Below are 22,789 nucleotides of genomic sequence, written 5' to 3' on the forward strand. Positions count from 1 at the left end.
TCGTCGCTGACCGGCCCTCACGGTCGTTGCCGAGACCGTGGGGGCCGATCGCGCGCCCGGCCCACCCGCCGGACCGACGCGGGGCCGGCTCAGCGGCGGTGGGCGAAGAGCACGCGGTAGTCCGACCCGTCGCGAAACCAGTCCAGCCCGGCCGGCCCGGCGGCGTAGAGCGCGGTGGCGTAGCCGTCGGCGACGGCGAGGTCCGGCCCGACGACCGTCGCGGCGACCAGCTGGTCGGCGGGCTCCCCGGTGTGCGGGTCCACCACGTGCCCCTGCCGGCCGCTCACCCCCGAGGTGCCGACCGCGCCCGCCGTCATCTCCAGCACGAGCGGCGCCCGGTGCTGGTCCGTCGGGTGGTGCACCGCCACCCGCCACGGGCCGCCGTGCGCCGCGTGCCCGCGCACGACCAGGTCGGCGCCGCTGAGCACGGCGTAGTCGTGGATGCCGGCGGCGCGCAGCCGGGCGGCGGCCCGCTCCACCGCCCACCCGCCGAGCAGGCCGCCGGGGTCGAAGCCGCCGGGCACCGCCCAGGCGTCGAACCAGCCGTCGGTGGCCGCCCGCATCGCCGCGCAGCGGTCCACCAGGTCGGCCAGCGGCGGGTACGAGTCGGGGCTGATCTCGCCCCGGCGCAGCCGGGAGACCAGGCTCTCCGGCCGGGTCGGGCCGTAGGTGAGGTCGATGGCCCGCAGTTCCGCCACCGCGTCCCGCAGCGCCTCCCCGACGCCGCGACGGCCCAGCCACTCGGGGGCGTTGAGCAACAGCGAGTATTCCGCCGTGGTCGTCCGCACGGTGTGCTGGACGGCGATGCGGTCCTCCTCGACCGTGCCGGAGCGGTCCACGCGGTGACTGCGGGCGCCCAGCCGCAGGTCCGGCCGGCGCGGCTGGAAGGCCGACTGGTCCACCCATCGGGTCCGTGGCTGCTGGTCGATCCGCATGACGCTGCTCCCTCGCTGACGCCGGCCGCGTCCTCGCGGCCCCCGTCACGGGCCCCCGTTGACCCGCTCGTCATCACGCTAGGCAGCGGAGATGACCCCGCCATGAATGCCACCTGGGAGGATCCTGTGCATCCCCGTTTCCCGCATAATGGAAGGTCCGTACCGGGAGGCGGGACGGCGGCGTACGGTCGGACGAAACGGCGAGGCGAGGGAGCACAGGGACGTGGCACGGATCGCGGTGGTGGCCGGGGACGGGATCGGACCCGAGGTGGTCGCGCAGGCCCGCAAGGTCATCGACGCCGTGCTGCCGGGGGTGGACGCCACCGAGTACGACCTCGGCGCCGCCCGCTGGCACCGCACCGGCGAGGTGCTGCCCGACTCGGTGCTCACCGAGCTGGCCGGGCACGACGCGATCCTGCTCGGCGCCGTCGGCGACCCGACCGTGCCGCCGGGCGTGCTGGAGCGGGGCCTGCTGCTCAAGCTGCGCTTCGCCTTCGACCAGTACGTCAATCTGCGCCCGTCGCGGCTCTGGCCCGGTGTGCCCGGGCCGCTGTCCAGCGTCAAGCCCGGCGAGGTCGATCTCGTGGTGGTCCGCGAGGGCACCGAGGGTCTCTACGCCGGCGCCGGCGGCGCGCTGCACCGGGGCACCCCGGCGGAGGTCGCCACCGAGGAGAGCCTGAACACCCGGCACGGCGTCGAGCGGGTCATCCGCGACGCCTTCGCCCGCGCCACCCGTCGGGAGCGGCGCAAGGTCACCCTCGTGCACAAGACCAACGTGCTGACCCACGCCGGTTCGCTGTGGGCGCGCGCGTTCGAGGCCGTGGCGGCCGAGCACCCCGACGTGACCACGGAGTACCAGCACGTCGACGCCGCCGCGATGTTCCTGGTCACCCAGCCGCAGCGCTACGACGTGGTGGTCACCGACAACCTGTTCGGCGACATCCTCACCGACATCGCCGCCGCCGTCACCGGCGGGATCGGGCTGGCCGCCAGCGGCAGCATCAACCCCGAGGGGGCATACCCCTCGATGTTCGAGCCGGTACACGGCTCGGCGCCGGACATCGCCGGGCGCGGCGTGGCCGACCCGGTGGCGGCCGTACTCTCGGCGGCGCTGCTGCTCGACCAGCTCGGGCACGCCGACGCCGCCGCCCGGGTCACCGCGGCGGTGGGCGTGGAGCTGGCCGGCCGGGCCCCGGGCGCGGCACTGCGCACCGAGGAGGTCGGCGACCGGCTGGCCGGGTACGCCACCTCCTGAGGCCGCCGGCCACCCACCCCGAGGTCCCGACGACGCCGCCCGGCCGCACCCGGTCCGGCGGCGCGCACCCGCCCGGCCGCACCCCGGTTTGGCGGCGCGCACCCGCCCGGCGCTGCCGGTACGCCGGGCGGCGCTACCCGCTGAACGACCGTTCGGGGTAAGTTTCTCGCACCAGTTTCTCGGCATGCGGACCCGTGTGCCGTAGTCCCGCAGGGAGGTCAGCGCGATGAGCGGTGGTGACAAGCTCGACTTCGAGATCCGTCCGAATCCCGCGCCGGTATCCGTCGCCGACCGGGCCGCCCTGCTGGCCAACCCGGGGTTCGGGCGGGTCTTCACCGACCACATGGTCACCATCCGCTACGCCGACGGGAAGGGCTGGTACGACGCCCGGGTCGAGGCGCGGGCGCCGATCCCGATGGACCCGGCTGCCGCGGTGCTGCACTACGCGCAGGAGATCTTCGAGGGGCTGAAGGCCTACCGGACGGCCGACGGCGGGGTCACCATGTTCCGCCCGGAGGCCAACGCCGCCCGGTTCGCCGCCTCCGCCCGGCGCATGGCGATGCCGCCGCTGCCCGAGGAGGCGTTCGTCGACTCGCTGCGTCAGCTCGTGGACGCCGACCAGGGCTGGATCCCCGAGGGCGAGGACGGCAGCCTCTACCTGCGGCCGTTCATGTTCGCCAGCGAGGTGTTCCTCGGCGTCCGGCCCGCCAACGAATACCTCTACGTGGTGATCGCCTCGCCGGTCGGGGCGTACTTCTCCGGCGGGGTGAAGCCGGTGACGGTCTGGGTCTCCCCGGACTACACCCGGGCCGCCCCGGGCGGCACCGGCGCCGCGAAGTGCGGCGGCAACTACGCCGCCTCGCTGGTGGCGCAGGCCGAGGCGATCGAGCACGGCTGCGACCAGGTGGTCTTCCTTGACGCGGTGGAGCGGCGCCACGTCGACGAGCTGGGCGGCATGAACGTGTTCTTCGTCTACGACGACGACACCGTGGTCACCCCGCCGCTGACCGGCACGATCCTGCCCGGCATCACCCGGGAGTCGGTGCTCACCCTGGCCGCCGACGCCGGGCACCGGATCGAGGAGCGGCCGGTGAGCTTCGCCGACTGGCAGGCGGACGCCGCGAGCGGCCGGCTCCGCGAGGTGTTCGCCTGCGGCACCGCCGCGGTCGTCACCCCGATCGGGCGGGTGCGCTTCCCCGACGGCGAGTTCCTGGTGGGTGGCGGCGAGCCCGGGCGGGTCACGACGGCCCTGCGCCAGCAGCTCGTCGACCTCCAGCGGGGCCGGGCCGACGACCCGCACGGCTGGGTCCGCCGCATCCTCTGATCCCCTCCCCGGACGGCACCGTCCCGCCCCCGCGCCGCCCGGTGCGGGGGCGGCGCGGGGGCGGGAGGGCGGGGTCAGGCCAGCAGGTGCTCGCGCAGCGCGGTGAGTTGGGCGTCGGTGACGCCGGCCTGGCGCAGGTAGCCCTCCACCGAGCCGTGGGCCTCCCGCAGCTCGGCGAGGAAGAGCGTCATGGCCTCGGCGGGACAGGTCAGCACCGGCAGGGTGTGTCCCGCCCGCTGGCCGGTGGCCTCGAACCAGGCACGGTACCGCTCGCCGGCCTCGGTGCTCAGGGCATAGTCGGCAGCGATGTCATCGTCGGCGACGCCGAGCACCGCGAGGGTGAGCCCGCAGACGATGCCCGTGCGGTCCTTGCCGGCGACGCAGTGCACGACCACGGGGGCGCTGGCGTCGTCGGCGATCAGCCCGATCGCCTCGGCGAGCCCGGCGGTGCCCGTCCCGGCGAGGTCGGCGTACCGGTCGGCCAGGTAGCGGGCCAGGTCGGTGCCGGGACGGTAGGGCCGCTCGCCCCACTCCGCGTGCTCCGGGTGGATGTTGCGCCAGGTCAGGCCGTCGAAGTGGGGGACGCGGCCGTCACGCTCCACCTCGTACGGGCGGCGCAGGTCGATGACCGTGCGGACGCCGAGGGCGGCGAACGCCTCCCGGTCGGTGTCGTCGATGCGGTGCAGGGAGTCGGAGCGGTAGAGCCGCCCCGGGCGCACCGTGCGACCGTCGTGGCCGACGTGGCCGCCCACGTCGCGGAAGTTGAACGTCGCGGAGAAGGGGATCCGGCGACCGACCTCGATGGAGTCCACGCTGACACGGTAACGGCCTCCCACGATCCGCGGGAGGCCGTCGCGCGCCGTGCCGGTCAGCGGGCGGTGCCGGGCGGGATGGCCGAGTACGTCTCGTCGTAGTAGCCGCCGAGGCGGTCCCGGTAGGTGGGGTCTGTGTCGGCGGTCTCGTCGTACTCCGGGGCGGCCTTGATCTGGTCCTTGCTCCGGTCGACGTACACCTTGCGCTCGTCGTGGTCGACGTGGTTGACGGTGCCGGCCGGGACCATGACCTTCCGGCCGAAGATCCACGGCCCGGTGTCCACCACGAGGTAGCTGTCGTTGACCTCGTGACTGGCGCTGTCGATCTTGCCGATGCCGCCGTCGGTGGCCTCGACCTTGTAGCCGACCAGGTCGGCGTCGGCGACCCTCGCGGTGTCGCGGTAGCGCCACGGGTCGAACGTGCCGGCCGGGGCGCCGCCGGCGAACTCGCCCTGGCCGCCGCCGCGCAGCGGGTCCGGGCTGCCGTGGGTGCTGTGCGGGTCGAGCCTGTCCATCTGACAACTCCTGCCCCGACTGTCGCCAGTCGTCTCGCCGGTCCGGGTGTCTCTCGTCTGCTCCCGAGGAGCTACCCGGGCCGTCGCCACCGGAAACGGCGGGGCGGGCGCCGGGGACGACGCAGGGCCGGCGCCGCATCGCGGCACCGGCCCTGCGTGTCGTACCCGTCAGGCGAGCGCGGCCTGGGCGTCCAGGGTCACCGCGGCGGCGTGCACGACGGCGGCGATGCGCAGTCCCTCGTGCACCTGCTCGCGGCTGAAGCCCGCGTTGCGCAGGGTCTTCTCGTGCGACTCCAGGCACACCCCGCAGCCGGTGACCGCCGAGACCGCCAGGCACCAGAGCTCGAAGTCGGCCTTGTCCACGCCCGGCTTGGCGATGATCTGCATCCGCAGCCGCGCCGGGATCGACTGGTACTGCTCGTCGCCGATCAGGTGCTTGGCCCGGTAGTAGACGTTGTTCATCGCCATGATCGCGGCGGCGCCCTTGGCGGCCTCGACCGCCTCCGGCCCGAGGTGGGTGGCCGCCTCGGCCGCGATCTCGCGCAGCACCACCGGGTTGCGCGCCGCGACGGCACAGGCCAGGGCGGTGCCCCACGCCTGCTCCGGCTTCAGCGTGCTGGTGGCGATGGTGGAGCCGAGGTTGAGCTTGATGTCCTTGGCGTACTCGGGCAGAGCCGCCTTGACCGCGTCCAGACCCATGGTCAGGCCCCGGCGCCGGCGAGGAGCTTGGTGGCGTCCAGGGTCTCGCCGCCCTTGTTCCAGTTGCACGGGCAGAGCTCGTCGGTCTGAAGGGCGTCGAGCACCCGCAGCACCTCGGAGACGTTCCGGCCGACCGAGCCGGCGGTCACCATGACGAACTGGATCTCGTTGTCCGGGTCGACGATGAAGGTCGCCCGCTGGGCCACGCCGTCCTCGCCGAGCACGCCGCAGGCGGCGGTCAGCTCACGCTTGACGTCGCTCAGCATCGGGAACGGCAGCTCGCGCAGGTCCGGGTGGTCCTTGCGCCACGCGTAGTGGACGAACTCGTTGTCCACCGACACGCCGAGGACCTGGGCGTCCCGGTCGGCGAACTCCTCGTTCAGCCGGCCGAACTCCGCGATCTCGGTCGGGCAGACGAAGGTGAAGTCCTTCGGCCAGAAGAAGACGACGCGCCACTTCCCCTGGTGCGACTTGTGGTCGATCGACTCGAACGCCTTGTCGGCGTCGAGCGACACGCAGGCGGTGAGTTCGTACTCGGGGAAGCGGTCACCGACAGTGAGCACAGGTCCTCCTTGACAGCGGCACGAGGCCGGTAACTGGATCGGTTCCAGATACTTCCCCAGCTTTGTTTCCGCCGGTCGGCGGCCGGGTGACTTGTGAAGTCGATCACCGGCGGCGGGTCGTGCCGGCGAGCCGGCCACCCGTGCAGTATCGGGACCCTCCGTCACCGTCCCGCCATGTGGATTACGCCTCCCAAAACCGGTTCCCGGATGGCAGAGTGGCGATCGTGACCAGCACCGACCTGATTATTCGCACCTAGCGCGCCGGCCTCCCCTCCGCCGAGCGCGCAGACCTCCCGCATCCGCGGGGGGTCTTTTTGTTGCTCTGAGAAAGGACTCCCTGATGACGTTCCAGGTGTACGACACCACGCTGCGCGACGGCGCCCAGCGCGAGGGGCTCAGTTACTCGGTGGTCGACAAGCTCGCGGTGGCCCGCCTGCTCGACGAGTTCGGGGTCGGCTTCATCGAGGGAGGCTGGCCGGGCGCGGTGCCGAAGGACACCGAGTTCTTCCGCCGGGCGCGCGCCGAACTCGACCTGAAGCACGCGCTGCTTGTCGCGTTCGGGGCGACCCGGCGGGCCGGGGTGGCCGTCGGCGAGGATCCGCAGGTCCGCGGCCTGCTCGACGCGCAGACGCCGGCGATCGCCCTGGTCGCCAAGGCGGACCTGCGGCACGTCGAGCGGGCGCTGCGCACCACCGGGGCCGAGAACCTGGCGATGGTCCGCGACACGGTGGCGCACCTGGTGGCCGAGGGGCGCCGGGTCTTCGTCGACGGGGAGCACTTCTTCGACGGCTACCGGTCCGACCCGGCGTACACGGCCGCCGTGGTGGAGACCGCGCTGGCCGCCGGCGCCGAGCGGGTGGTGCTCTGCGACACCAACGGCGGGATGCTGCCGTCCCAGGTGACCGCCGCCGTCGCCGACCTGACCGCGCGGCTGGGCGTCGCCCCGGAACTGCTCGGCATCCACTGCCAGAACGACACGTCCTGCGCGGTGGCCAACACCGTCGCCGCCGTCGAGGCGGGGGTGCGCCACTTCCAGGGCACCGCCAACGGCTACGGCGAGCGCCCCGGCAACGCCGACATCTTCGCCGTGGTCGCCAACCTCCAGCTCAAGCTCGGGCTGCCCGTCCTACCGGAGGGCTGCCTGGGGCAGATGGTGCGGGTCTCCCACGCCATCGCCGAGATCGCCAACATCGCCCCCGACACCCACCAGGCGTACGTCGGGGCCGCGGCCTTCGCCCACAAGGCGGGGCTGCACGCGAGCGCGATCAAGGTGGATCCGCTGCTCTACAACCACGTGGACCCACAGGTGGTGGGCAACGACATGCGGATCCTCGTCACCGAGATGGCCGGCCGGGCCAGCGTCGAGCTCAAGAGCCGCGAGCTCGGCCTGGACCTGGCCGGCCATCCGGAGGCGCTGTCGCGCGTCACCCGGCGGGTCAAGGAGCTGGAGGCCGGCGGCTGGTCGTTCGAGGCCGCCGACGCGTCGTTCGAGCTGCTGGTCCGCTCGGAGCTGGACACCGCTCCCGCCCGGCCGTTCGCGCTGGAGTCGTACCGGGTGCTGGTCGAGCACCGGGAGGACGGCGCGGTGGTCTCGGAGGCGACCGTCAAGATCCGCGTACGCGGGGAGCGGGTGATCGCCACCGCCGAGGGCAACGGTCCGGTCAACGCCCTCGACGAGGCGCTGCGGGTCGGGCTGGCCCGGCACTACCCGGAGCTGCGCGACTTCGAGCTGGCCGACTACAAGGTGCGGATCCTGGAGGGCACCCACGGCACCGGCGCGGTGACCCGGGTGCTGCTGGAGACGGTCGACGGCAGCAACCGCGACTGGACCACGGTCGGCGTGCACCCCAACGTCGTCGAGGCGTCCTGGCACGCCCTCGTCGACGCGCTCACCTACGGCCTCGACCGCGCCCGGGTCTGAGCCGCCCCGGCCCCCGCGTACCGGCAGCCGGGGGCCTCACCCGACCGGGAGGCGCAGCTCGGCCAGGACGGCGCGGTGGTCGCTGCCCCGCACGGGGTGCACGGTGACCGCGCGCACCGCGATCCGCCGGTCGACCAGCACGTGGTCGATGGTCACCGGCGGGATCGGGTCCCCGTCGTACGGGCCCCAGGTGCCGACCAGGCCCGCACCGACCTGGTCGGCGGCGTCGGCGTAGCCGGTGTCCAGCAGGTCGCGCAGCGGGGCGTGGTCGAGGGTGGCGTTGAAGTCGCCGGCGAGGATCCGCAGCGGCCCGTCCGGGGTGGCGGGCGGCTGCGCCGCCAGGTCGGCGCGCCAGTGGCCGACCTGGTCCACCGCGTACGGGGCCGACGGGTGCGCCGACTCGACCCGGACCGCCGGCGCCCCGGGCACCGCCACCGTGCCGTAGGCCTGGTCGAAGCCCCAGCCGCCGCGGTTGTGCCGGACGCCGCCGTCGCTGATCGGGAACCGCGCGTAGAGGCCGGAGCCGACGGTGCCGGTCTGCGGGTGGAGCTGCCGGTGGGGGAGCAGCCCGGGCAGGCCGAGCCGGTCCAGCTCCGCCTCGGCGTCCGGGGTGAACTCCTGCACGGCGAGCACGTCGACCCGGTGCCGCCGGACCAGGTCGACCAGCGCCCGCGCGTCGCCGGCCCCGGCGAGCAGGTTGGCGGTCAGCAGCCGCACCGTCGGCCCGCCGGCCGGGGGCTGGCCGGACGGCAGTGCCCGGGGCACCACCACGGCCACCAGGGTCGCCATGACCAGAGCCGCGACCACCGCGGGCCACCGGCGCCGCAGGGCGAGCGCGAGCACCAGCGGCACGAGGCTTCCCGCCGCGGCGTACGGGGTGAAGGCGAGCAGCTGCACCGGCGGCCCCCGGTCGAGACCGCCCAGTCGTACCGCCGCCCAGGCGACCCCGGGCGCGACGGCGGCCCAGCAGAGCGCGGTGCGCAGCCGCGTCGCCCGGCTGCCCATCGCCGGTTGCGCGGTCTCGGTGATCACGGGCGGAGGATAGCGTCCAGGCGCCCCGACGGCGGTCCCGGACGCGCGCCACGCGGCGGCCCGGACGCTGTCGCGCCGCGCATTCGTGAATGGTCGAGCGCTCGCTTCTCACAATTCATCGACATCAGATGGTGTGATTGAAGGAGCGTGATCAACTATTGACGCCCGGCATTTTGCGGTGCTACCTTCCAGTGGGTTGAGACGTCGAAACTCTGAGTAGTAATAGCTGCTCAGAGCCGGTGAGAAATTGTTGAGGCGGCAACATCTAGGTGCGGCCTGAAGGGTTTGTCTTCAGGTGGTTGTCGCTATTTCCCCGGCCCGAGAAATGGAAATCAACCGTCCCGCGATCAGTGGGACCGGTCGAATCCGCACGGTCAACAAAAGGGAGACCTGTCATGACCACACTCTTCCGACGCAAGGCGGTGGCGGTGGCGTTCGCCGCGCTGGCGCTCACTCTGGCCGGAGGCGGGATCGCCGTCGCCCAGCCGGCGGCGCAGGCGCCCGCCGAGGTCGCCCAGCCGGCCGCCCGCCAGCCCGGCTCCGGCAGCCAGCCGGCGGTGACCCCCGCCGAGGCGCGCAAGGCCAAGGCCGCGCTGGCGCAGGGCCCGTCCGCGCAGGCGAGCGCGCCGGGCACCGTCGCCTCCGCCGTCGTCACCAGCGGCGGCACCCTGCTCCGCGGCTCCCCCGAGGTGGTCTCCGCCACCCGGTACGGCCCCGGGGAGTACCAGGTGGTGTTCAACTACAACGTCTCGCTGAAGACGTTCGTGGCCACCATCGGCACCACCGACCCGTACAACGTGCCCCCGGGCGGCGAGATCTCCGTCGCGCCGCGGCTCCAGACGCCGAACGCGGTCTTCATCCAGACCCGCAGCTCGTCGGGCAACGCCTCCGACCGGCCGTTCCACCTGGTCATCGCCAACTGAGCACCACCTGACGACGCCGGCCCCTCACCTGGATGCGGGGGCCGGCGCCGCCGCGCCCGCCGTCGGGAGGGTTGTCCTGGTTCGGGCCGCTAAGGGCCGTCCCGGCGCCGATAATCCGACGTTTGTCCGACGGTCGGCACGGGAAGCAAGCACCGTGACGGACATCTCGGACACCCTGGCCAGCGTGCCCAGCCCGGCCGATCCCGATGCGACCCCGGCCGAGCTGGAACAGACGCTCTTCGAGGTCAAACGCGTGATCGTCGGGCAGGATCGGCTCGTCGAGCGCCTGCTCACCGCCCTCGTCGCAGACGGGCACTGCCTCCTGGAGGGCGTGCCCGGGGTGGCCAAGACGCTCGCCGCGCAGACCCTGGCCACCGTGGTCGGCGGCACCTTCTCCCGGATCCAGTTCACCCCGGACCTGGTCCCCTCCGACATCGTCGGTACCAGGATCTACCGCGCGTCGCGCGAGGACTTCGACATCGAGCTGGGCCCGATCATGGCGAACCTGGTGCTCGCCGACGAGATCAACCGGGCCCCGGCCAAGGTGCAGTCCGCCCTGCTGGAGGCGATGGCCGAGCGGCAGGTCTCCATCGGCGGGCGGAGTTTTCCCGTGCCCGAGCCGTTCCTGGTGCTGGCCACGCAGAACCCGATCGAGTCGGAGGGGGTCTACCAACTCCCGGAGGCGCAGCGCGACCGGTTCATGATGAAGGTCGTCGTCGACTACCCGAGCGACGCCGACGAACTCGCGATCCTCTACCGGATGAGCGCCGACCGGCCCGTCGCCCGGCGGGTGCTCGACCCGCAGCGGCTGCGGGACCTCCAGGCCCGCGCCGCCCACGTCTTCGTGCACCACGCGATCGCCGAGTACGTGGTCCGGCTGATCTTCGCCACCCGGGACCCCGGCCGGTTCGGCCTGCCCGAGATCGCCCCGCTGCTCGCGTACGGGGCAAGTCCCCGGGCCACCCTCGGCCTGGTCCGCGCCGCGCGGGCCCAGGCGCTGCTGCGCGGTCGCGAGTACGTGCTGCCCGAGGACGTCCGCGAACTCGCCGTCGACGTGCTCGCCCACCGGCTGGTGCTCTCCTTCGACGCGGTCGCCGACGGGGTGTCCGCCGAAGCGGTGGTCCGTCGGCTGGTGGAGGTGGTGCCGCCGCCGCGCGTCGCCACCGCCCACCCGGAACACGCCGCCGACCTGGCGGCGGCATGAGGTGGCGCGGGGCCACCGCGCCCGTGCCGGTCGATCCGGGACTGGCTGACCTCACCGGGGACCGGCGGCTGCGGCGGCTGGAGCTGACCGTCACGCGCCGGCTCGACGGGCTGCTGCACGGCCGGTACCGGGGCCTGCTGCCCGGGCCCGGCAGCGAGACCGCCGGCAGCCGGGAGTACCGGCCCGGTGAGGACGAGGTGCGCCGGATGGACTGGGCGGTGACCGCCCGCACCACGGTCCCGCACGTGCGCGAGGTCGACGCCGACCGGGAGCTGACCACCTGGCTGCTGGTCGACGCGAGCCCCAGCATGGAGTACGGCACCGCCGAACTGGACAAGCGGGAGCTGGCCGTGGCGGCCGTCGCGGCGGTCGGCTTCCTCACCGGCGGCGTGGGCAACCGCCTCGGCGCGCAGGTGCTCGGCCCGGACGGGCTGCGCCGGTTCCCGCCCCGCAGCGGACGTACCCATCTGCTCGGGCTGCTCCGGGCCCTGCTGACGGCCCCGCGCGTCGGCGGCCACGACCGGGACGAGCCGGCGCCGGCGGGCCCCGACCTGGCCGACGGGCTGGCCGCCGTGCACCGGGTGGCGCTGCGCCGTGGCCTCGTCGTGGTGGTCTCGGACTTCCTCGACGGACTGCCCGACGACCCGCGGCAGGCCCCGTCCTGGGAGGTGCCCCTGCGCCGCCTCGCCGCGCGGCACCAGGTGCTCGCCGTGCAGGTCACCGACCCCCGGGAGCTGGAGCTGCCCGATGTCGGCCTGGTCACCCTCGTCGACCCGGAGACCGGCCGGCGGCGCGAGGTCTGGACCGGCGACCGCGCGCTGCGTGAGCGCTACGCCGCCGCCGCGACCGCCCAGCGCGAGCAGGTACGCCAGACGCTGCGCCGCAGCGGGGCCACGCACCTGCCGCTGCGTACCGACCGGGACTGGGGGGCCGACATCGTGCGGCACGTGCACGCCCAGCGGCGCCTCGCCGCCGCCCCGGCGCGGGCGGCCCGGGGAGGTGCGGCGTGATCTGGCAGTCGCCCGCCCGGCTCTGGCTCCTGCTCGGGGTGCTCGCCCTGGCCGTCGGCTACCTGCTCATGCAGCGCCGCCGCAGCCGGTACGCCGTCCGCTTCACCAACCTGCGGCTGCTGGACCGGGTCGCGCCGCACCGCCCGGCCTGGCGGCGGCACGTGCCGGCCGGGCTCTTCGTGGCCATGCTGGCGCTGCTGGTGGTCGGCTTCGCCCGGCCCACGGCGGAGGTCCGGGTGCCCCGCGAACGGGCCACGGTGATGGTCGCCGTGGACGTCTCCACCTCGATGCTCGCCGGCGACGTGGAACCGGACCGGCTCAGCGCCGCCAAGGAGTCCGCCCGACGCTTCGTCGACGGCCTGCCGGACGAGTTCAACGTCGGGCTGGTCGCCTTCGCCGGCAGCGCGGCGGTGCTGGTGCCGCCGAGCACCGACCGGGAGGCGCTGCACGAGGGCGTCGAGCGGCTGGTCGAGGGGGCCACCGGGGTGCAGGGCACCGCCATCGGAGAGGCCATCAGCACCTCGCTCGGCGCGGTGAAGGGCTTCGACAGCCAGGCGGCGAAGGACCCGCCGCCGGCCCGGATCATCCTGCTCTCCGACGGGGCGAACACCTCCGGCATCGACCCGATGGAGGCCGCGTCCGAGGCGATCGACATGAAGGTGCCGGTGCACACCATCTCCTTCGGCACCCCGGACGGCACGGTGGACCGGGGCGGCCGGCCGATCCAGGTGCCCGTCGACGGGCAGACCCTGCGCGCGGTCGCCGAGGAGACCGGGGGCGTGTTCCACGAGGCCAGCACCAGCGACGAGCTGCGCGCCGTCTACGACGACATCGGCACCTCGGTCGGCTACCGCATCGAACGGCAGGACGTCTCGGCCCGGTTCATCGGTCTCGGGCTGGTGTTCGCCATGGGCGCGGCGGCCGGCTCGATGCGCTGGTTCGCCCGGCTGCCCTGACCCCGTACGGCCGCCGCCGAGAAGGACACGTGAGGAGCGTACGCATGGCAGTGCAGACCGGGTTGGGCGAACCGCGCGGCCCCTGGTTCATCTCCCCGGAGCTGGATCCCGACGGGCGGGCCCGGTGGGGCGGGTCCGACCCCGACGGTGGCCCGGCAGGCCGCGGCCCGCGCGGGCGGGTGCTGGCGGCCCTGGCGGTGGTGGTCCTGTCGACCGCCTCCGGGGCGGTGGCCGGCGGCATCGTGGCCGGCCGGGACGAGGCACCTGGCCCGGCGGCGGCCTCGGCGGCCCCGGTGCCGGCGGAACTGGTGACCGCGGCCGGGAAGACGGTGCCGGGGGTGGTCTCGGTGCTGGTGGGGGGGGCCGGCGGCGCCTCGGCCTCCGGCTCCGGCTTCGCCGTCGACGACCAGCAGCACATCATCACCAACGACCACATCCTGGCCAAGGGGCGCGGGGGCTCGGTGACGGTGGAACTGCCCGACGGGCGGCGGTTCGCCGCCGAGGTCGTCGGGCGGGAGCCGCGCAGCGACCTCGCCGTGCTGCGGGTGCCGCCGTCGGCCGGCCTGGCGGCGTTGCCGCTGGCCAAGCCGGGATCCACCCGGGTGGGGGAGCCCGTGCTGGCGGTCGGCTCGCCGCTCGGGCTGCCCGGCACCGTCACCGCCGGCATCGTCAGCGCCCTGGACCGGCAGGTACGCCTCGGCGACAACCGGCACACCGCCGTGCAGACCGACGCCTCGATCAACCCGGGCAACTCGGGCGGCCCACTGGTCAACGCGCGCGGCGAGGTGGTCGGGGTGAACACGGCCATCGCCACGATCGACGGGAACGGCTCGATCGGCATCGGCTTCGCCATTCCCATCGAACAGGTGCAGCAGACCGCCGACACGATCATCGGGAAGGGCGGCTGAGCTGCGGGCACGCCGTCCGGGGCGGCCCGGGAATGTGAAAACTGTCGGATACCCGGCGCGGAATGATCGGCCAATGGAAATATCACGCTGAGTATGGATAACTGGCTCGGGTGGAGCGTCCTGGAATCGTGGTCCTCCTGCTGGTGGGCCTGTTGATCGGTACCGGTGTGGGGTCGGCGTACGCCCGGGCACGACGCGGGTGGGCCGACTACCAGACCGTCAAGAAGACCGTGCCCGGCGCCCGGAGCGCCGCGTGGCTGCTGATCAAGGTGGCCACCACGAAGATCGGGGTGATCGCCCTGCTGCTGGTGGGGGCGGTCGCCTACGCCGCCGCCGACTCCGACGACAGTCCCGACCCACCCGCGCAGACCCCGGGCCCGTCCGCCACCCCGAGCGTCCGGCAGGGGCGCTAGCCTCGGGGGGTGGACGACGGACTGCGGGTGAACGACCGGTGGACCGTTCCCGCCGCCGAGCTGCGGGAACGGTTCTCCCGGTCGTCCGGGCCCGGCGGTCAGGGCGTCAACACCACCGACTCACGCGTCGAGCTGAGCTACGACCTGGCCGCCTCGCCCGGCGTGCCCGAGCCGCTGCGGGCGCGGGCGCTGGAGCGGCTCGCCGGCCGGCTGGTCGACGGCGTGCTCACCGTGGCCGCCAGTGAGCACCGGGCGCAGCTGGCCAACCGGGAGGCCGCCCGCGAACGGCTGGCCGCGCTGCTGCGCGAGGCCGCCGCCCCGCCGCCCCCGCCCCGCCGGCCCACCCGCCCGTCGCGGGGCGCGAAGGAGCGCCGGTTGGCCGACAAGAAGCGCCGGTCACAACGCAAGCGCGACCGCCGCGTCGACGGCGACTAGCCCGCGAGCAGTGCCGCGCAGACACCGATGAGCCGGGCGCGTAGCTGGCCGGCACGCTGTGCGAACTCGCGTTGCCGCGCCACGTACTCGGCCTTGCCCTCCGGCGTCTCGATGGCCACCGCGGGCTGCCCGTAGGAGGAGAAGTCGTACGGGGACGCCTGCATGTCGAGTAGCCGGATGTCCCGCGCCAGCTCGAAGCAGTCGAGCGCCAGGTCCCCCGGGACCGCGGGCCCCAACTTGGTCGCCCACTTGTGGCAGTCCATCGATGCGTGCAGGCAGCCCGGCTGGTCGAGTTCGACCTGGCTCTCCCTCGTGGGTCGGAGCCGGTTGAGGCCGACCGCTTCCGGGGTGAAGAAGCGGAACGCGTCGAAGTGCGTGCAGCGGATCTGGTGCGACTCGACGACCGCGTCGGTGCCCTCCTGCCCGAGTCGCAGGGGGAGCGGGTGCCGATGCTCCCGTTGGCGGTACACCATCGCCCACTCGTGCAGGCCGAAGCAGCCGGTGAAGGCCGGTCGCGACGCGATCGCGGACAACAGGCGGTGGATGAAGCGCACCGACTCGGCCCGGTCGACGAGGAACGCCGTGACGTCGAAGCTCACCGCCCCGTCCGCCGCCGTCGCGTACCAACGCCACTGCCGGTGCGGGGCGGAGCCGTCCGGCCCCGGCGCCAGGGAGACGCCCACCCCCGGGTGCCACCGTCGGAGTACGGAGGGCCGGGTGCCGTAGTAGTCGTACAGGAAGTCGTCGATCGCGTGGCGTTCCCCCGTGGCCCTGCGGGCGCGGTGGCCCGCGGTGAGGGCGTCCGCACGCCTCTCGTGCGCCTCCAGGAGGGCAACCCAGGTCGGCGGGGCGAGGGCGGCGGTCACGAAGCCAAGGGTACGACCGCCGCCCGGCGCCCGGTCAGGGCACGTCCACCCGGACCCCGGCGGAGAACACCCCGCTGCGCAGCTCAAGCTGCTCCGGCGGTGCCTTCCCGGCGACGGTGAAGACCAGCGGCAGCACCGTCCGGCTGCCAGCCGCCATCGGCTGGGCGAAGACGTCCCGGCCCTGGTTGGCCGCCCGGGTCGCCTGCTCGTCGGTGCTGACGAAGTTGCCGTCGGGCAGGTATGCCCGTTGCAGCCGGCCGTGCCAGCTCTGCTGCTCCGGGGTCAGATTGCGCACCCCGACCGTCGCCTCGCACTGCCGGGCCGCGGCGCCGGGCTCGCACGCGACGCGGTACACGGTGAACTCGAACGCCGACTCGCGCAGCGGCTCGCCGACGGCGCCGTTGACCCCCTGGCCCAGCCACGCGCCGCTGGTCGGCTGGCTGTCGGTGTCGACGGCCGCGACCTGCCGGGTGGCCGTCCAGGCGGCGGTGCCCACCGTGCCGGCGAGCACGGCGGCGGCCACCGGGACGATCAACCAGACGGACGGCTTGCGGCGGAGCTGTTCCGGTCGCGGCGCGGCCGGGCGCGGGTAGACCGTCCCCGGATGCTGGCCGGAGAGGGCCGCGGCGACCGGTCGGCGGCGCCGGCGCCAGGTCCACACCCCGCCCACCGCGAGCACCGTCACCGTGCCGAGCCCGGCCAGCAGCACCGGCGTCCGGCGCCACGGCGGCGATTCGGAACGCGCGGGCGCGGCGGCCGGCACGCCCGCGTTCCAGGTCGCGGTCGCGCAGTCGTACGGCCGGCTGCCATCGCGGGCGTAGGCGCAGGCCGGCGCGGTCAGCGGCCGGGCCGGGGCGGCGGCGGTGAGCGCCGTGCCCAGGGTGGTGGTGCTGCGGGCGGGCAGCTTCAGCTGCCAGGTCACCTCGGTGGCCGACTGCCCGGTGCCCCGGGTGGCCCGGCCCCCGGCGGTGATGGCGGTCGCCGAGGCCCCGGGCGGCAGCTCCTGCCGGACGGTGGTGTCCACCGGCGTGCCACCGCTGTTGCGGACCTGGATCCGGTAGCGCGGCGCCGGCGTGCTCTCCGGCACCACCGCGACCGTGACCGGCGGCTTCGCCACCGGCGGGGCGGCCCGGGTCGGGGTGGGCACGGCCGGCGGCGCCGACGGCATCGCCGGCTCCGGGGTCGGCGCGACCACCGGTGGTGGCGCGGCCGCCGCGGGTGGCGCCGCCGCCGGCAGTGCCGGCACGGCGGAGAGAATGCCGAGGCAGTGTACGAACACTGCGAGGGCCCTGTGGTGTCGTGTCGATGCAGGCATACGAACGAACCTCCGGAGCCGACGCTAGGGGCGCGACGACACCGGGCGGGTACGAAGTCGCGAACTCCGCCCCCGCGAGCGGACGGTGTCGTAGGGTGCGCCCTCCCGGCTTCCCGGGGCGCGCCTGACTGCGGCGTCGGCCGGGTCGCGGGTCGCCGGGGCTAGATTGGCCTGGTGCGTATCGCTCGTTTTGCTCATGCCAAGGGAATGTCGTTCGGGGTCGTCGAGGGCGAAGCGGAGGCGGGCCCCCAGGGCCTGACCATCGCCGAGATCGAGGGCCACCCGTTCGGCCAGATCACCTTCAGCGGTGCCCGCTGGGCGCTGTCGGACGTCCGCCTGCTCTCGCCGATCCTGCCCAGCAAGGTCGTCTGCGTCGGCCGCAACTACGCCGAGCACGCCGCCGAGCACGGCAGCGAGGTGCCGAAGGAGCCGCTGCTCTTCCTCAAACCGTCCACCTCCGTGATCGGGCCCCGCGACGCGATCCGGCTGCCGATCTTCTCGAAGCAGGTCGAGCACGAGGCCGAACTGGCCGTGGTGATCGGAGCGCCGGGCGCCCGCCGGGCCGACCGGGCCGCCGCGGAGCGGGCCATCTTCGGCTACACCTGCGCCAACGACGTCACCGCCCGGGACCTCCAGCGTTCCGACGGGCAGTGGACCCGCGCCAAGGGCTTCGACTCGTTCTGCCCGATCGGGCCGTGGATCACCACCGGGCTCGACGTGCGCGACCTGGAGATCCGCTGTGAGGTGGGTCGCAATCCGGAGGAGATGGAGGTCCGCCAGCTCGGCCGGACCCGCGACATGGTCTTCGACGTGCCGGCCCTGGTGTCGTACGTCTCGCACGTGATGACGCTGCTCCCCGGCGACGTGGTGCTCACGGGCACACCGGCTGGGGTTAGCCCGCTGCTGGACGGGGATACGGTCACCGTGCGGATCGAGGGGATCGGAGACCTCACCAACCCGGTGGTGCCCGTCGCCTGATCCGCGTCGAGGCCCCGTTTCCGCAGTTCAGGGGCGGTTTGGGGGACTCGATTTGGCCTGCTGGCACCGGGAGGGTAAAGTTTGATCCCGGCACCGCAAGGGGCCAATGGGGTATGGGGTAATTGGCAGCCCGACTGATTCTGGTTCAGTTAGTCTAGGTTCGAGTCCTGGTACCCCAGCGCAGCCGAGGTTCGCGAGAGCTTCGAGCGCTGGATCTCGTAGGAGACGACTCCGGTTCCCGTTCAGGGGATCGGGGTTCTCTCTGATAGAGTCCAGCGGCACCGCTCGGCAGAGCGGTGCCGCAAGTCAGGTTCTGGCCCCGTCGTCTAGCGGCCCAGGACGCCGCCCTCTCAAGGCGGTAGCGCCGGTTCGAATCCGGTCGGGGCTACATCTCAGAACGGCCCGTTCCACTCCGGTGGGGCGGGTCGTTTCGCATGTCCCGTACCGACGCTGTTCGTCGCCCCGTGGGCCCCGCGGGTTGCCTGCCGCCGCCGGCACGGGTGGCCCGACGCCGGCGGCGGCGATGTCGGCCGGGTGGTGGCGTGCCGAAACGACCGTCCGGTCGCCCCGATTTCCGTCCCGGTGGGGCCGCCGCTAGACTACAGCGGCACCGCTCGCAAGGGCGGTGGAAGCAGTGAAGTCTTGGCCCCGTCGTCTAGCGGCCCAGGACGCCGCCCTCTCAAGGCGGTAGCGCCGGTTCGAATCCGGTCGGGGCTACACCTCAGAACGGCCCGTTCCACTCCGGTGGAACGGGCCGTTCGGCATTCCACCCGCCCGGCCCGTCCCGCCCGTCCCGGCCCGTCCCGCCCGGGCTGAACCCCGGCCCGGACCACGCCGCTGCCGGTCGTGTCGATCAAGAAGTTCTCGCTCGGTCCGGGGTCGAATCCGGGCGCAAACTTCTTGATCGACGCGGGGCCGATGGGTGGCGGTGGGGGTGAGCCGGCGGGCGGGCCGGTGGGCCGGGTGGGTGGGGTGGGTGGGGTGGGTCAGAGGCCGGAGAGGCGTTGGCCGGCCCGGACCACGGCCATCGCGTGGCGTTCGCCGGGGCGGCGTCCCAGGCGCTCGATGGGCCCGGAGATGCTGATCGCGGCGATGACCCGACCGGTGCGGTCGCGGATCGGCGCCGAGACGCTCGCCACACCGGCCTCGCGTTCGGCCACGCTCTGCGCCCAGCCCCGGCGGCGTACCTCGGCCAGGGTGCGGCCGGTGAACTTCGACCGGGGCAGCAACGGCATCACGGCCTCGGGCGGCTCCCAGGCGAGCAGGATCTGCGCCGCGGAGCCCGCCGTCATCGGCAGCACCGAGCCGACCGGCACGGTGTCCCGCAGGCCGCTGGCCCGCTCGGCGGCGGCCACGCAGATGCGCTCGTCGGCGCGGCGCAGGTAGAGCTGGGCGCTTTCGCCCGTCGCGTCCCGCAGCGCCGCCAGCAGCGGCTCCGCCGCCGTCAGGAGCACGTCCGGGGCGGCATTGGCGAGCTCACCCAGGCGCGGGCCGGGACGCCAGCGACCCTGGGTGTCCCGGACGAGCATCCGGTGGATCTCCAGCGCCTGCGCCAGCCGGTGCGCGGTGGCCCGGGGCAGCTTGGTGCGTTCAACGAGTTCGGCCAGGCTGGCGCCGTCGACGCAGGCGGCCAGGATGACCACCGCCTTGTCGAGAACGCCGACACCGCTCATACTGTGTCCCACAAGCCGAAACTTACCTCCCAGAATTTAGGATGTCCAGATGGTGGGAGTCACTACTACCGAGCCGAGGACCCTGGCCGAGAAGGTCTGGGACGCGCACGTCGTACGGTCCGCCGAGGGCGAGCCCGATCTGCTCTTCATCGACCTGCACCTGCTGCACGAGGTGACGAGCCCGCAGGCCTTCGACGGGCTGCGCCTCGCCGGGCGCCGGGTGCGCCGCACCGACCTCACGCTCGCGACGGAGGACCACAACACCCCGACGGGGTACGCCGACCCGTCGTTCCGCCTGCGGCGCGGCGATCTGCTCACCATCGCCGACCCCACCTCGCGTACGCAGATCGAGACGCTGCGCCGCAACTGCGCCGAGTTCGGGGTGCGGCTGCACCCGCTGGGCGACGAGAACCAGGGCATCGTGCACGTCATCGGCCCGCAGCTCGGCGTCACCCAGCCCGGCATGACCATCGTCTGCGGGGACTCGCACACCGCCACCCACGGCGCGTTCGGCGCGCTGGCGTTCGGCATCGGCACGAGTGAGGTCGAACACGTGCTGGCCACCCAGACGCTGCCGCAGAGCCGGCCGAAGACGATGGCGGTGAACGTGACCGGGCGGCTCGCCCCGGGGGTCACCGCCAAGGACCTGGTGCTCGCGCTGATCGCCCAGGTGGGTACGGGCGGCGGCCGCGGGCACATCGTCGAGTACCGCGGCGAGGCGATCCGGTCGCTGTCCATGGAGGGGCGGATGACGATCGCCAACATGTCCATCGAGTGGGGCGCCAAGGCCGGCATGATCGCGCCGGACGAGACCACCTTCGCGTACCTGAAGGGGCGGCCGAACGCTCCGAAGGGCGCCGACTGGGACGCGGCGCTGGCCTGGTGGCGGACCCTGCCCACGGACGAGGGCGCCACGTTCGACGCCGAGGTGACCCTCGACGCCGGCGCGGTCACCCCGTTCGTGACCTGGGGCACCAACCCGGGCCAGGGTGCGCCGCTGGGCGCCGTGGTCCCGACCCCGGAGGAGTTCGTCACCGAGGCCGAGCGGACCGCCGCCCGGCGCGCGCTGGAGTACATGGACCTGCGCCCGGGCACCCCGCTGCGCGACCTCGCGGTCGACGTGGTCTTCGTCGGGTCCTGCACCAACGGCCGGCTGGAGGACCTCCGGGCCGCCGCCGACGTGCTGCGCGGGCAGCGGGTCGCCGACGGCGTGCGGATGCTGGTGGTGCCCGGTTCCGCCGCCGTGCGCGAGGCGGCCGAGTCGGAGGGGCTGGACAAGGTCTTCACCGACGCCGGCGCCGAGTGGCGCTTCGCCGGCTGCTCCATGTGCCTGGGGATGAACCCGGACACGCTCTCGCCGGGCCAGCGCTCCGCCTCCACCTCCAACCGCAACTTCGAGGGCCGCCAGGGCCGGGGCGGACGCACCCACCTGGTCTCCCCGCCGGTCGCCGCCGCCACCGCCGTGGCCGGCCGGCTGGCCGCTCCCGCCGACCTGTAGAAGGGCACCCAGATGGAGAGGTTCACCACCCACACGGGCACCGCCGTGCCGCTGCGGCGATCCAACGTGGACACCGATCAGATCATCCCCGCCGTGTACCTCAAGCGGGTGACCCGGACCGGTTTCGCGGACGGCTTGTTCAGCGCCTGGCGGGAGGACCCGGAATTCGTGCTCAACGATGAAGCCTATTCGGGTGCGTCGATTCTTGTGGCCGGTCCGGAGTTCGGCACCGGCTCCTCCCGGGAGCACGCCGTCTGGGCGCTGCGCGACTGGGGGTTCCGCGCCGTGATCGCGCCCCGCTTCGGCGACATCTTCCGGGGCAACGCCCTCAAGGAGGGGCTGCTCCCGGTCGAGCTGGAATTGAAGGCGGTCGAGGAGATCTGGGACCTGGTGGAGGCCGACCCGACCACCGCCGTCACCGTGGACCTGACCGCTCGCGAGGTGCGTGTCGGCGAGGCCACCTGGTCGTTCCCGATGGACGACTTCAGCCGTTGGCGGCTGCTGGAGGGCTTGGACGACATTGGACTCACCCTCCGCCACGAGGCGGAGATCAGCGCCTTCGAGGCCGACCGGCCGCCGTTCCTGCCCTCGGTCGCATAGCCGTACGCCCGATCCCACAGCGGTTTCCGCCCCCGCCGGTCTCACCGGTGGGGGCGAATCCGTTACGACACAAGGGCTTTTTTCGACCGAATGTTTGTGTCCCGGCAGCACAGGGCATACCGTGCGCGCAGAATGGCTCGCGTCGAGTCAGTTGCACAATCGGGAGGAAGTCGTGAACAAGGCCGAGCTCATCGAGGCGCTCGCCGTTCGCCTGGGGGACCGGAAGACGGCGACGGCCGCGCTCGACGCGGTCCTCGCTGAGGTCCAGGCGGCGGTCACCAAGGGCGAGAAGGTGGCGATCACCGGATTCGGAGCGTTCGAAAAGCGCGTCCGGGGCGCCCGAACAGCGCGCAACCCACGGACCGGCGAGGCGGTGAAGGTCAAGAAGACATCCGTCCCGACCTTCCGGCCCGGCGCCGGCTTCAAGGAGATGGTGGCCAGCGGCAAGGTGCCGAAGGCCACGGCGGCGGCGAAGAAGACCACGGCTGCCGCCGCCAAGACCACGTCCGCCGCCAAGACCACCGCGGCGGCCAAGACGACGGGTGCCAAGGCCACCGGGGCCAAGGCCACGGGTGCCAAGGCCGCCGGAGCCAAGGCCACGGGTGCCAAGGCCACCGGAGCCAAGGCCACCGGGGCCAAGGCCGCGGGCGCGAAGGCGACCGGGACCAAGGCGACCGCGGCGGCCAAGAAGGCCCCCGCGGCGAAGGCGACCAAGACCACCGCGGCGAAGAAGACCGCGACCACCAAGGCCGCCCCGGCGAAGAAGACCACCGCGGCGACCAAGGCCACGGCGGCGAAGAAGACCGCCGCGACGGCGAGCAAGAGCGCGGCGGCGAAGAAGGCGCCGGCAAAGAAGGCGGCGGCGAAGAAGGCCGCCACCAAGCGCTGAACCTGGCGGTACGGCAAGGGCGCCCACCGACGGTGGGCGCCCTTCGCCGTGTCCACCCCCACCCG

At 73.6% G+C, this 22,789-nt stretch carries 23 protein-coding genes and 3 tRNA genes; 17 read left to right on the forward strand and 9 right to left on the reverse strand.

The genetic code is table 11. The features are described 5' to 3' along the window. Positions 1 to 89: 89 nt before the first annotated feature. Positions 90 to 935, reverse strand: coding sequence for an FAD:protein FMN transferase (locus AC0OO9_RS21550; protein ID WP_484511939.1), 846 nt, complete (start codon positions 933 to 935; stop codon positions 90 to 92). 223 nt (positions 936 to 1,158) lie between these two features. Here AC0OO9_RS21550 and AC0OO9_RS21555 point away from each other — a divergent pair, with 223 nt between their 5' ends. Both AC0OO9_RS21555 and AC0OO9_RS21560 read left to right on the forward strand, forming a co-directional pair. Beyond that, positions 1,159 to 2,190, forward strand: coding sequence for a 3-isopropylmalate dehydrogenase (locus tag AC0OO9_RS21555; RefSeq protein ID WP_484511941.1), 1,032 nt, complete (start codon positions 1,159 to 1,161; stop codon positions 2,188 to 2,190). A gap of 226 nt (positions 2,191 to 2,416) precedes the next feature. Next, the gene (locus AC0OO9_RS21560) at positions 2,417 to 3,514 is read left to right on the forward strand and encodes a branched-chain amino acid aminotransferase (RefSeq protein WP_484511943.1); all 1,098 of its coding nucleotides are present in this window, start codon (positions 2,417 to 2,419) and stop codon (positions 3,512 to 3,514) included. 74 nt (positions 3,515 to 3,588) lie between these two features. On the opposite strand, the gene AC0OO9_RS21565 is transcribed toward AC0OO9_RS21560, so the two are convergent. The 4 genes from AC0OO9_RS21565 to AC0OO9_RS21580 all read right to left on the reverse strand — a co-directional run bounded on the left by AC0OO9_RS21565 (position 3,589) and on the right by AC0OO9_RS21580 (position 6,103). Further along, positions 3,589 to 4,353 (reverse strand): tyrosine-protein phosphatase, encoded by a 765-nt coding sequence (locus AC0OO9_RS21565; RefSeq protein WP_484518003.1) that lies wholly within the window; start codon positions 4,351 to 4,353, stop codon positions 3,589 to 3,591. A gap of 29 nt (positions 4,354 to 4,382) precedes the next feature. Beyond that, positions 4,383 to 4,841 (reverse strand): PRC-barrel domain containing protein, encoded by a 459-nt coding sequence (locus tag AC0OO9_RS21570; protein WP_484511945.1) that lies wholly within the window; start codon positions 4,839 to 4,841, stop codon positions 4,383 to 4,385. 168 nt (positions 4,842 to 5,009) lie between these two features. Next, positions 5,010 to 5,540 (reverse strand): alkylhydroperoxidase, AhpD family, encoded by a 531-nt coding sequence (gene ahpD, locus AC0OO9_RS21575; RefSeq protein ID WP_484511947.1) that lies wholly within the window; start codon positions 5,538 to 5,540, stop codon positions 5,010 to 5,012. Between the two features lie 2 nt (positions 5,541 to 5,542). Further along, a complete protein-coding gene (locus tag AC0OO9_RS21580) occupies positions 5,543 to 6,103 on the reverse strand; it encodes a peroxiredoxin (protein WP_089001610.1) in 561 nt (186 codons plus the stop codon). A 340-nt stretch (positions 6,104 to 6,443) separates the two neighbouring features. On the opposite strand from AC0OO9_RS21580, the gene cimA reads away from it, so the two are divergent. Further along, complete coding sequence (gene cimA, locus AC0OO9_RS21585) at positions 6,444 to 8,024, forward strand: citramalate synthase (RefSeq protein ID WP_484511949.1); 1,581 nt, start codon at positions 6,444 to 6,446, stop codon at positions 8,022 to 8,024. A gap of 36 nt (positions 8,025 to 8,060) precedes the next feature. On the opposite strand, the gene AC0OO9_RS21590 is transcribed toward cimA, so the two are convergent. Next, the gene (locus tag AC0OO9_RS21590; RefSeq protein WP_484518004.1) at positions 8,061 to 9,029 is read right to left on the reverse strand and encodes an endonuclease/exonuclease/phosphatase family protein; all 969 of its coding nucleotides are present in this window, start codon (positions 9,027 to 9,029) and stop codon (positions 8,061 to 8,063) included. Positions 9,030 to 9,451: 422 nt separating this feature from the next. On the opposite strand from AC0OO9_RS21590, the gene AC0OO9_RS21595 reads away from it, so the two are divergent. The 7 genes from AC0OO9_RS21595 (at position 9,452) to arfB (ending at position 14,905) form a co-directional block, all read left to right on the forward strand. After that, on the forward strand, positions 9,452 to 9,979 hold the full coding sequence (locus tag AC0OO9_RS21595) for a hypothetical protein (protein WP_132232574.1): 528 nt from the start codon (positions 9,452 to 9,454) through the stop codon (positions 9,977 to 9,979). Positions 9,980 to 10,133: 154 nt separating this feature from the next. Beyond that, positions 10,134 to 11,183 (forward strand): AAA family ATPase, encoded by a 1,050-nt coding sequence (locus AC0OO9_RS21600; protein WP_484511952.1) that lies wholly within the window; start codon positions 10,134 to 10,136, stop codon positions 11,181 to 11,183. A 23-nt stretch (positions 11,184 to 11,206) separates the two neighbouring features. After that, positions 11,207 to 12,193, forward strand: coding sequence for a DUF58 domain-containing protein (locus tag AC0OO9_RS21605; protein WP_484518005.1), 987 nt, complete (start codon positions 11,207 to 11,209; stop codon positions 12,191 to 12,193). After that, positions 12,190 to 13,149, forward strand: a complete 960-nt coding sequence (locus tag AC0OO9_RS21610) for a VWA domain-containing protein (protein WP_484511954.1) — start codon at positions 12,190 to 12,192, stop codon at positions 13,147 to 13,149. Before AC0OO9_RS21605 ends, AC0OO9_RS21610 begins: the two co-directional genes overlap by 4 nt. A gap of 44 nt (positions 13,150 to 13,193) precedes the next feature. Then, entirely contained in the window at positions 13,194 to 14,057 is an 864-nt protein-coding gene (locus AC0OO9_RS21615; protein WP_484511956.1) for a S1C family serine protease, read from the forward strand. Positions 14,058 to 14,167: 110 nt separating this feature from the next. After that, on the forward strand, positions 14,168 to 14,470 hold the full coding sequence (locus tag AC0OO9_RS21620; protein ID WP_357578939.1) for a hypothetical protein: 303 nt from the start codon (positions 14,168 to 14,170) through the stop codon (positions 14,468 to 14,470). 9 nt (positions 14,471 to 14,479) lie between these two features. Continuing rightward, positions 14,480 to 14,905 carry an alternative ribosome rescue aminoacyl-tRNA hydrolase ArfB gene (gene arfB / locus AC0OO9_RS21625; protein WP_132232586.1) on the forward strand — a complete coding sequence of 142 codons (426 nt, stop codon included), beginning with the start codon at positions 14,480 to 14,482 and terminating at the stop codon, positions 14,903 to 14,905. Here arfB and AC0OO9_RS21630 read toward each other — a convergent pair. Continuing rightward, a complete protein-coding gene (locus AC0OO9_RS21630; RefSeq protein WP_484511959.1) occupies positions 14,902 to 15,771 on the reverse strand; it encodes a 3-methyladenine DNA glycosylase in 870 nt (289 codons plus the stop codon). The two genes, arfB and AC0OO9_RS21630, sit on opposite strands and share 4 nt — an antisense overlap. Before the next feature lie 34 nt (positions 15,772 to 15,805). Beyond that, the gene (locus AC0OO9_RS21635; protein WP_484511961.1) at positions 15,806 to 17,086 is read right to left on the reverse strand and encodes a hypothetical protein; all 1,281 of its coding nucleotides are present in this window, start codon (positions 17,084 to 17,086) and stop codon (positions 15,806 to 15,808) included. A 174-nt stretch (positions 17,087 to 17,260) separates the two neighbouring features. Here AC0OO9_RS21635 and AC0OO9_RS21640 point away from each other — a divergent pair, with 174 nt between their 5' ends. The 4 genes from AC0OO9_RS21640 to AC0OO9_RS21655 all read left to right on the forward strand — a co-directional run bounded on the left by AC0OO9_RS21640 (position 17,261) and on the right by AC0OO9_RS21655 (position 18,781). Then, the gene (locus tag AC0OO9_RS21640; RefSeq protein ID WP_151457599.1) at positions 17,261 to 18,064 is read left to right on the forward strand and encodes a fumarylacetoacetate hydrolase family protein; all 804 of its coding nucleotides are present in this window, start codon (positions 17,261 to 17,263) and stop codon (positions 18,062 to 18,064) included. Positions 18,065 to 18,171: 107 nt separating this feature from the next. Then, positions 18,172 to 18,243: transfer RNA gene (locus AC0OO9_RS21645), tRNA-Gln, on the forward strand. 136 nt (positions 18,244 to 18,379) lie between these two features. Beyond that, positions 18,380 to 18,452, forward strand: a tRNA-Glu gene (locus AC0OO9_RS21650). Between the two features lie 256 nt (positions 18,453 to 18,708). Further along, positions 18,709 to 18,781 (forward strand) — tRNA-Glu (locus AC0OO9_RS21655). A gap of 269 nt (positions 18,782 to 19,050) precedes the next feature. Here the strand turns inward: AC0OO9_RS21655 and AC0OO9_RS21660 are convergent. Beyond that, a complete protein-coding gene (locus AC0OO9_RS21660) occupies positions 19,051 to 19,737 on the reverse strand; it encodes an IclR family transcriptional regulator (RefSeq protein WP_013284529.1) in 687 nt (228 codons plus the stop codon). 49 nt (positions 19,738 to 19,786) lie between these two features. Here AC0OO9_RS21660 and leuC point away from each other — a divergent pair, with 49 nt between their 5' ends. The 3 genes from leuC (at position 19,787) to AC0OO9_RS21675 (ending at position 22,724) form a co-directional block, all read left to right on the forward strand. Further along, the gene (gene leuC, locus AC0OO9_RS21665) at positions 19,787 to 21,235 is read left to right on the forward strand and encodes a 3-isopropylmalate dehydratase large subunit (protein ID WP_132232594.1); all 1,449 of its coding nucleotides are present in this window, start codon (positions 19,787 to 19,789) and stop codon (positions 21,233 to 21,235) included. Positions 21,236 to 21,247: 12 nt separating this feature from the next. Beyond that, a complete protein-coding gene (gene leuD / locus AC0OO9_RS21670) occupies positions 21,248 to 21,835 on the forward strand; it encodes a 3-isopropylmalate dehydratase small subunit (RefSeq protein WP_484511964.1) in 588 nt (195 codons plus the stop codon). A gap of 172 nt (positions 21,836 to 22,007) precedes the next feature. Then, positions 22,008 to 22,724, forward strand: coding sequence for an HU family DNA-binding protein (locus AC0OO9_RS21675; protein WP_484518006.1), 717 nt, complete (start codon positions 22,008 to 22,010; stop codon positions 22,722 to 22,724). Positions 22,725 to 22,789: the final 65 nt, after the last annotated feature.

This window comes from Micromonospora sp. USAFONa4 (assembly GCF_057197825.1).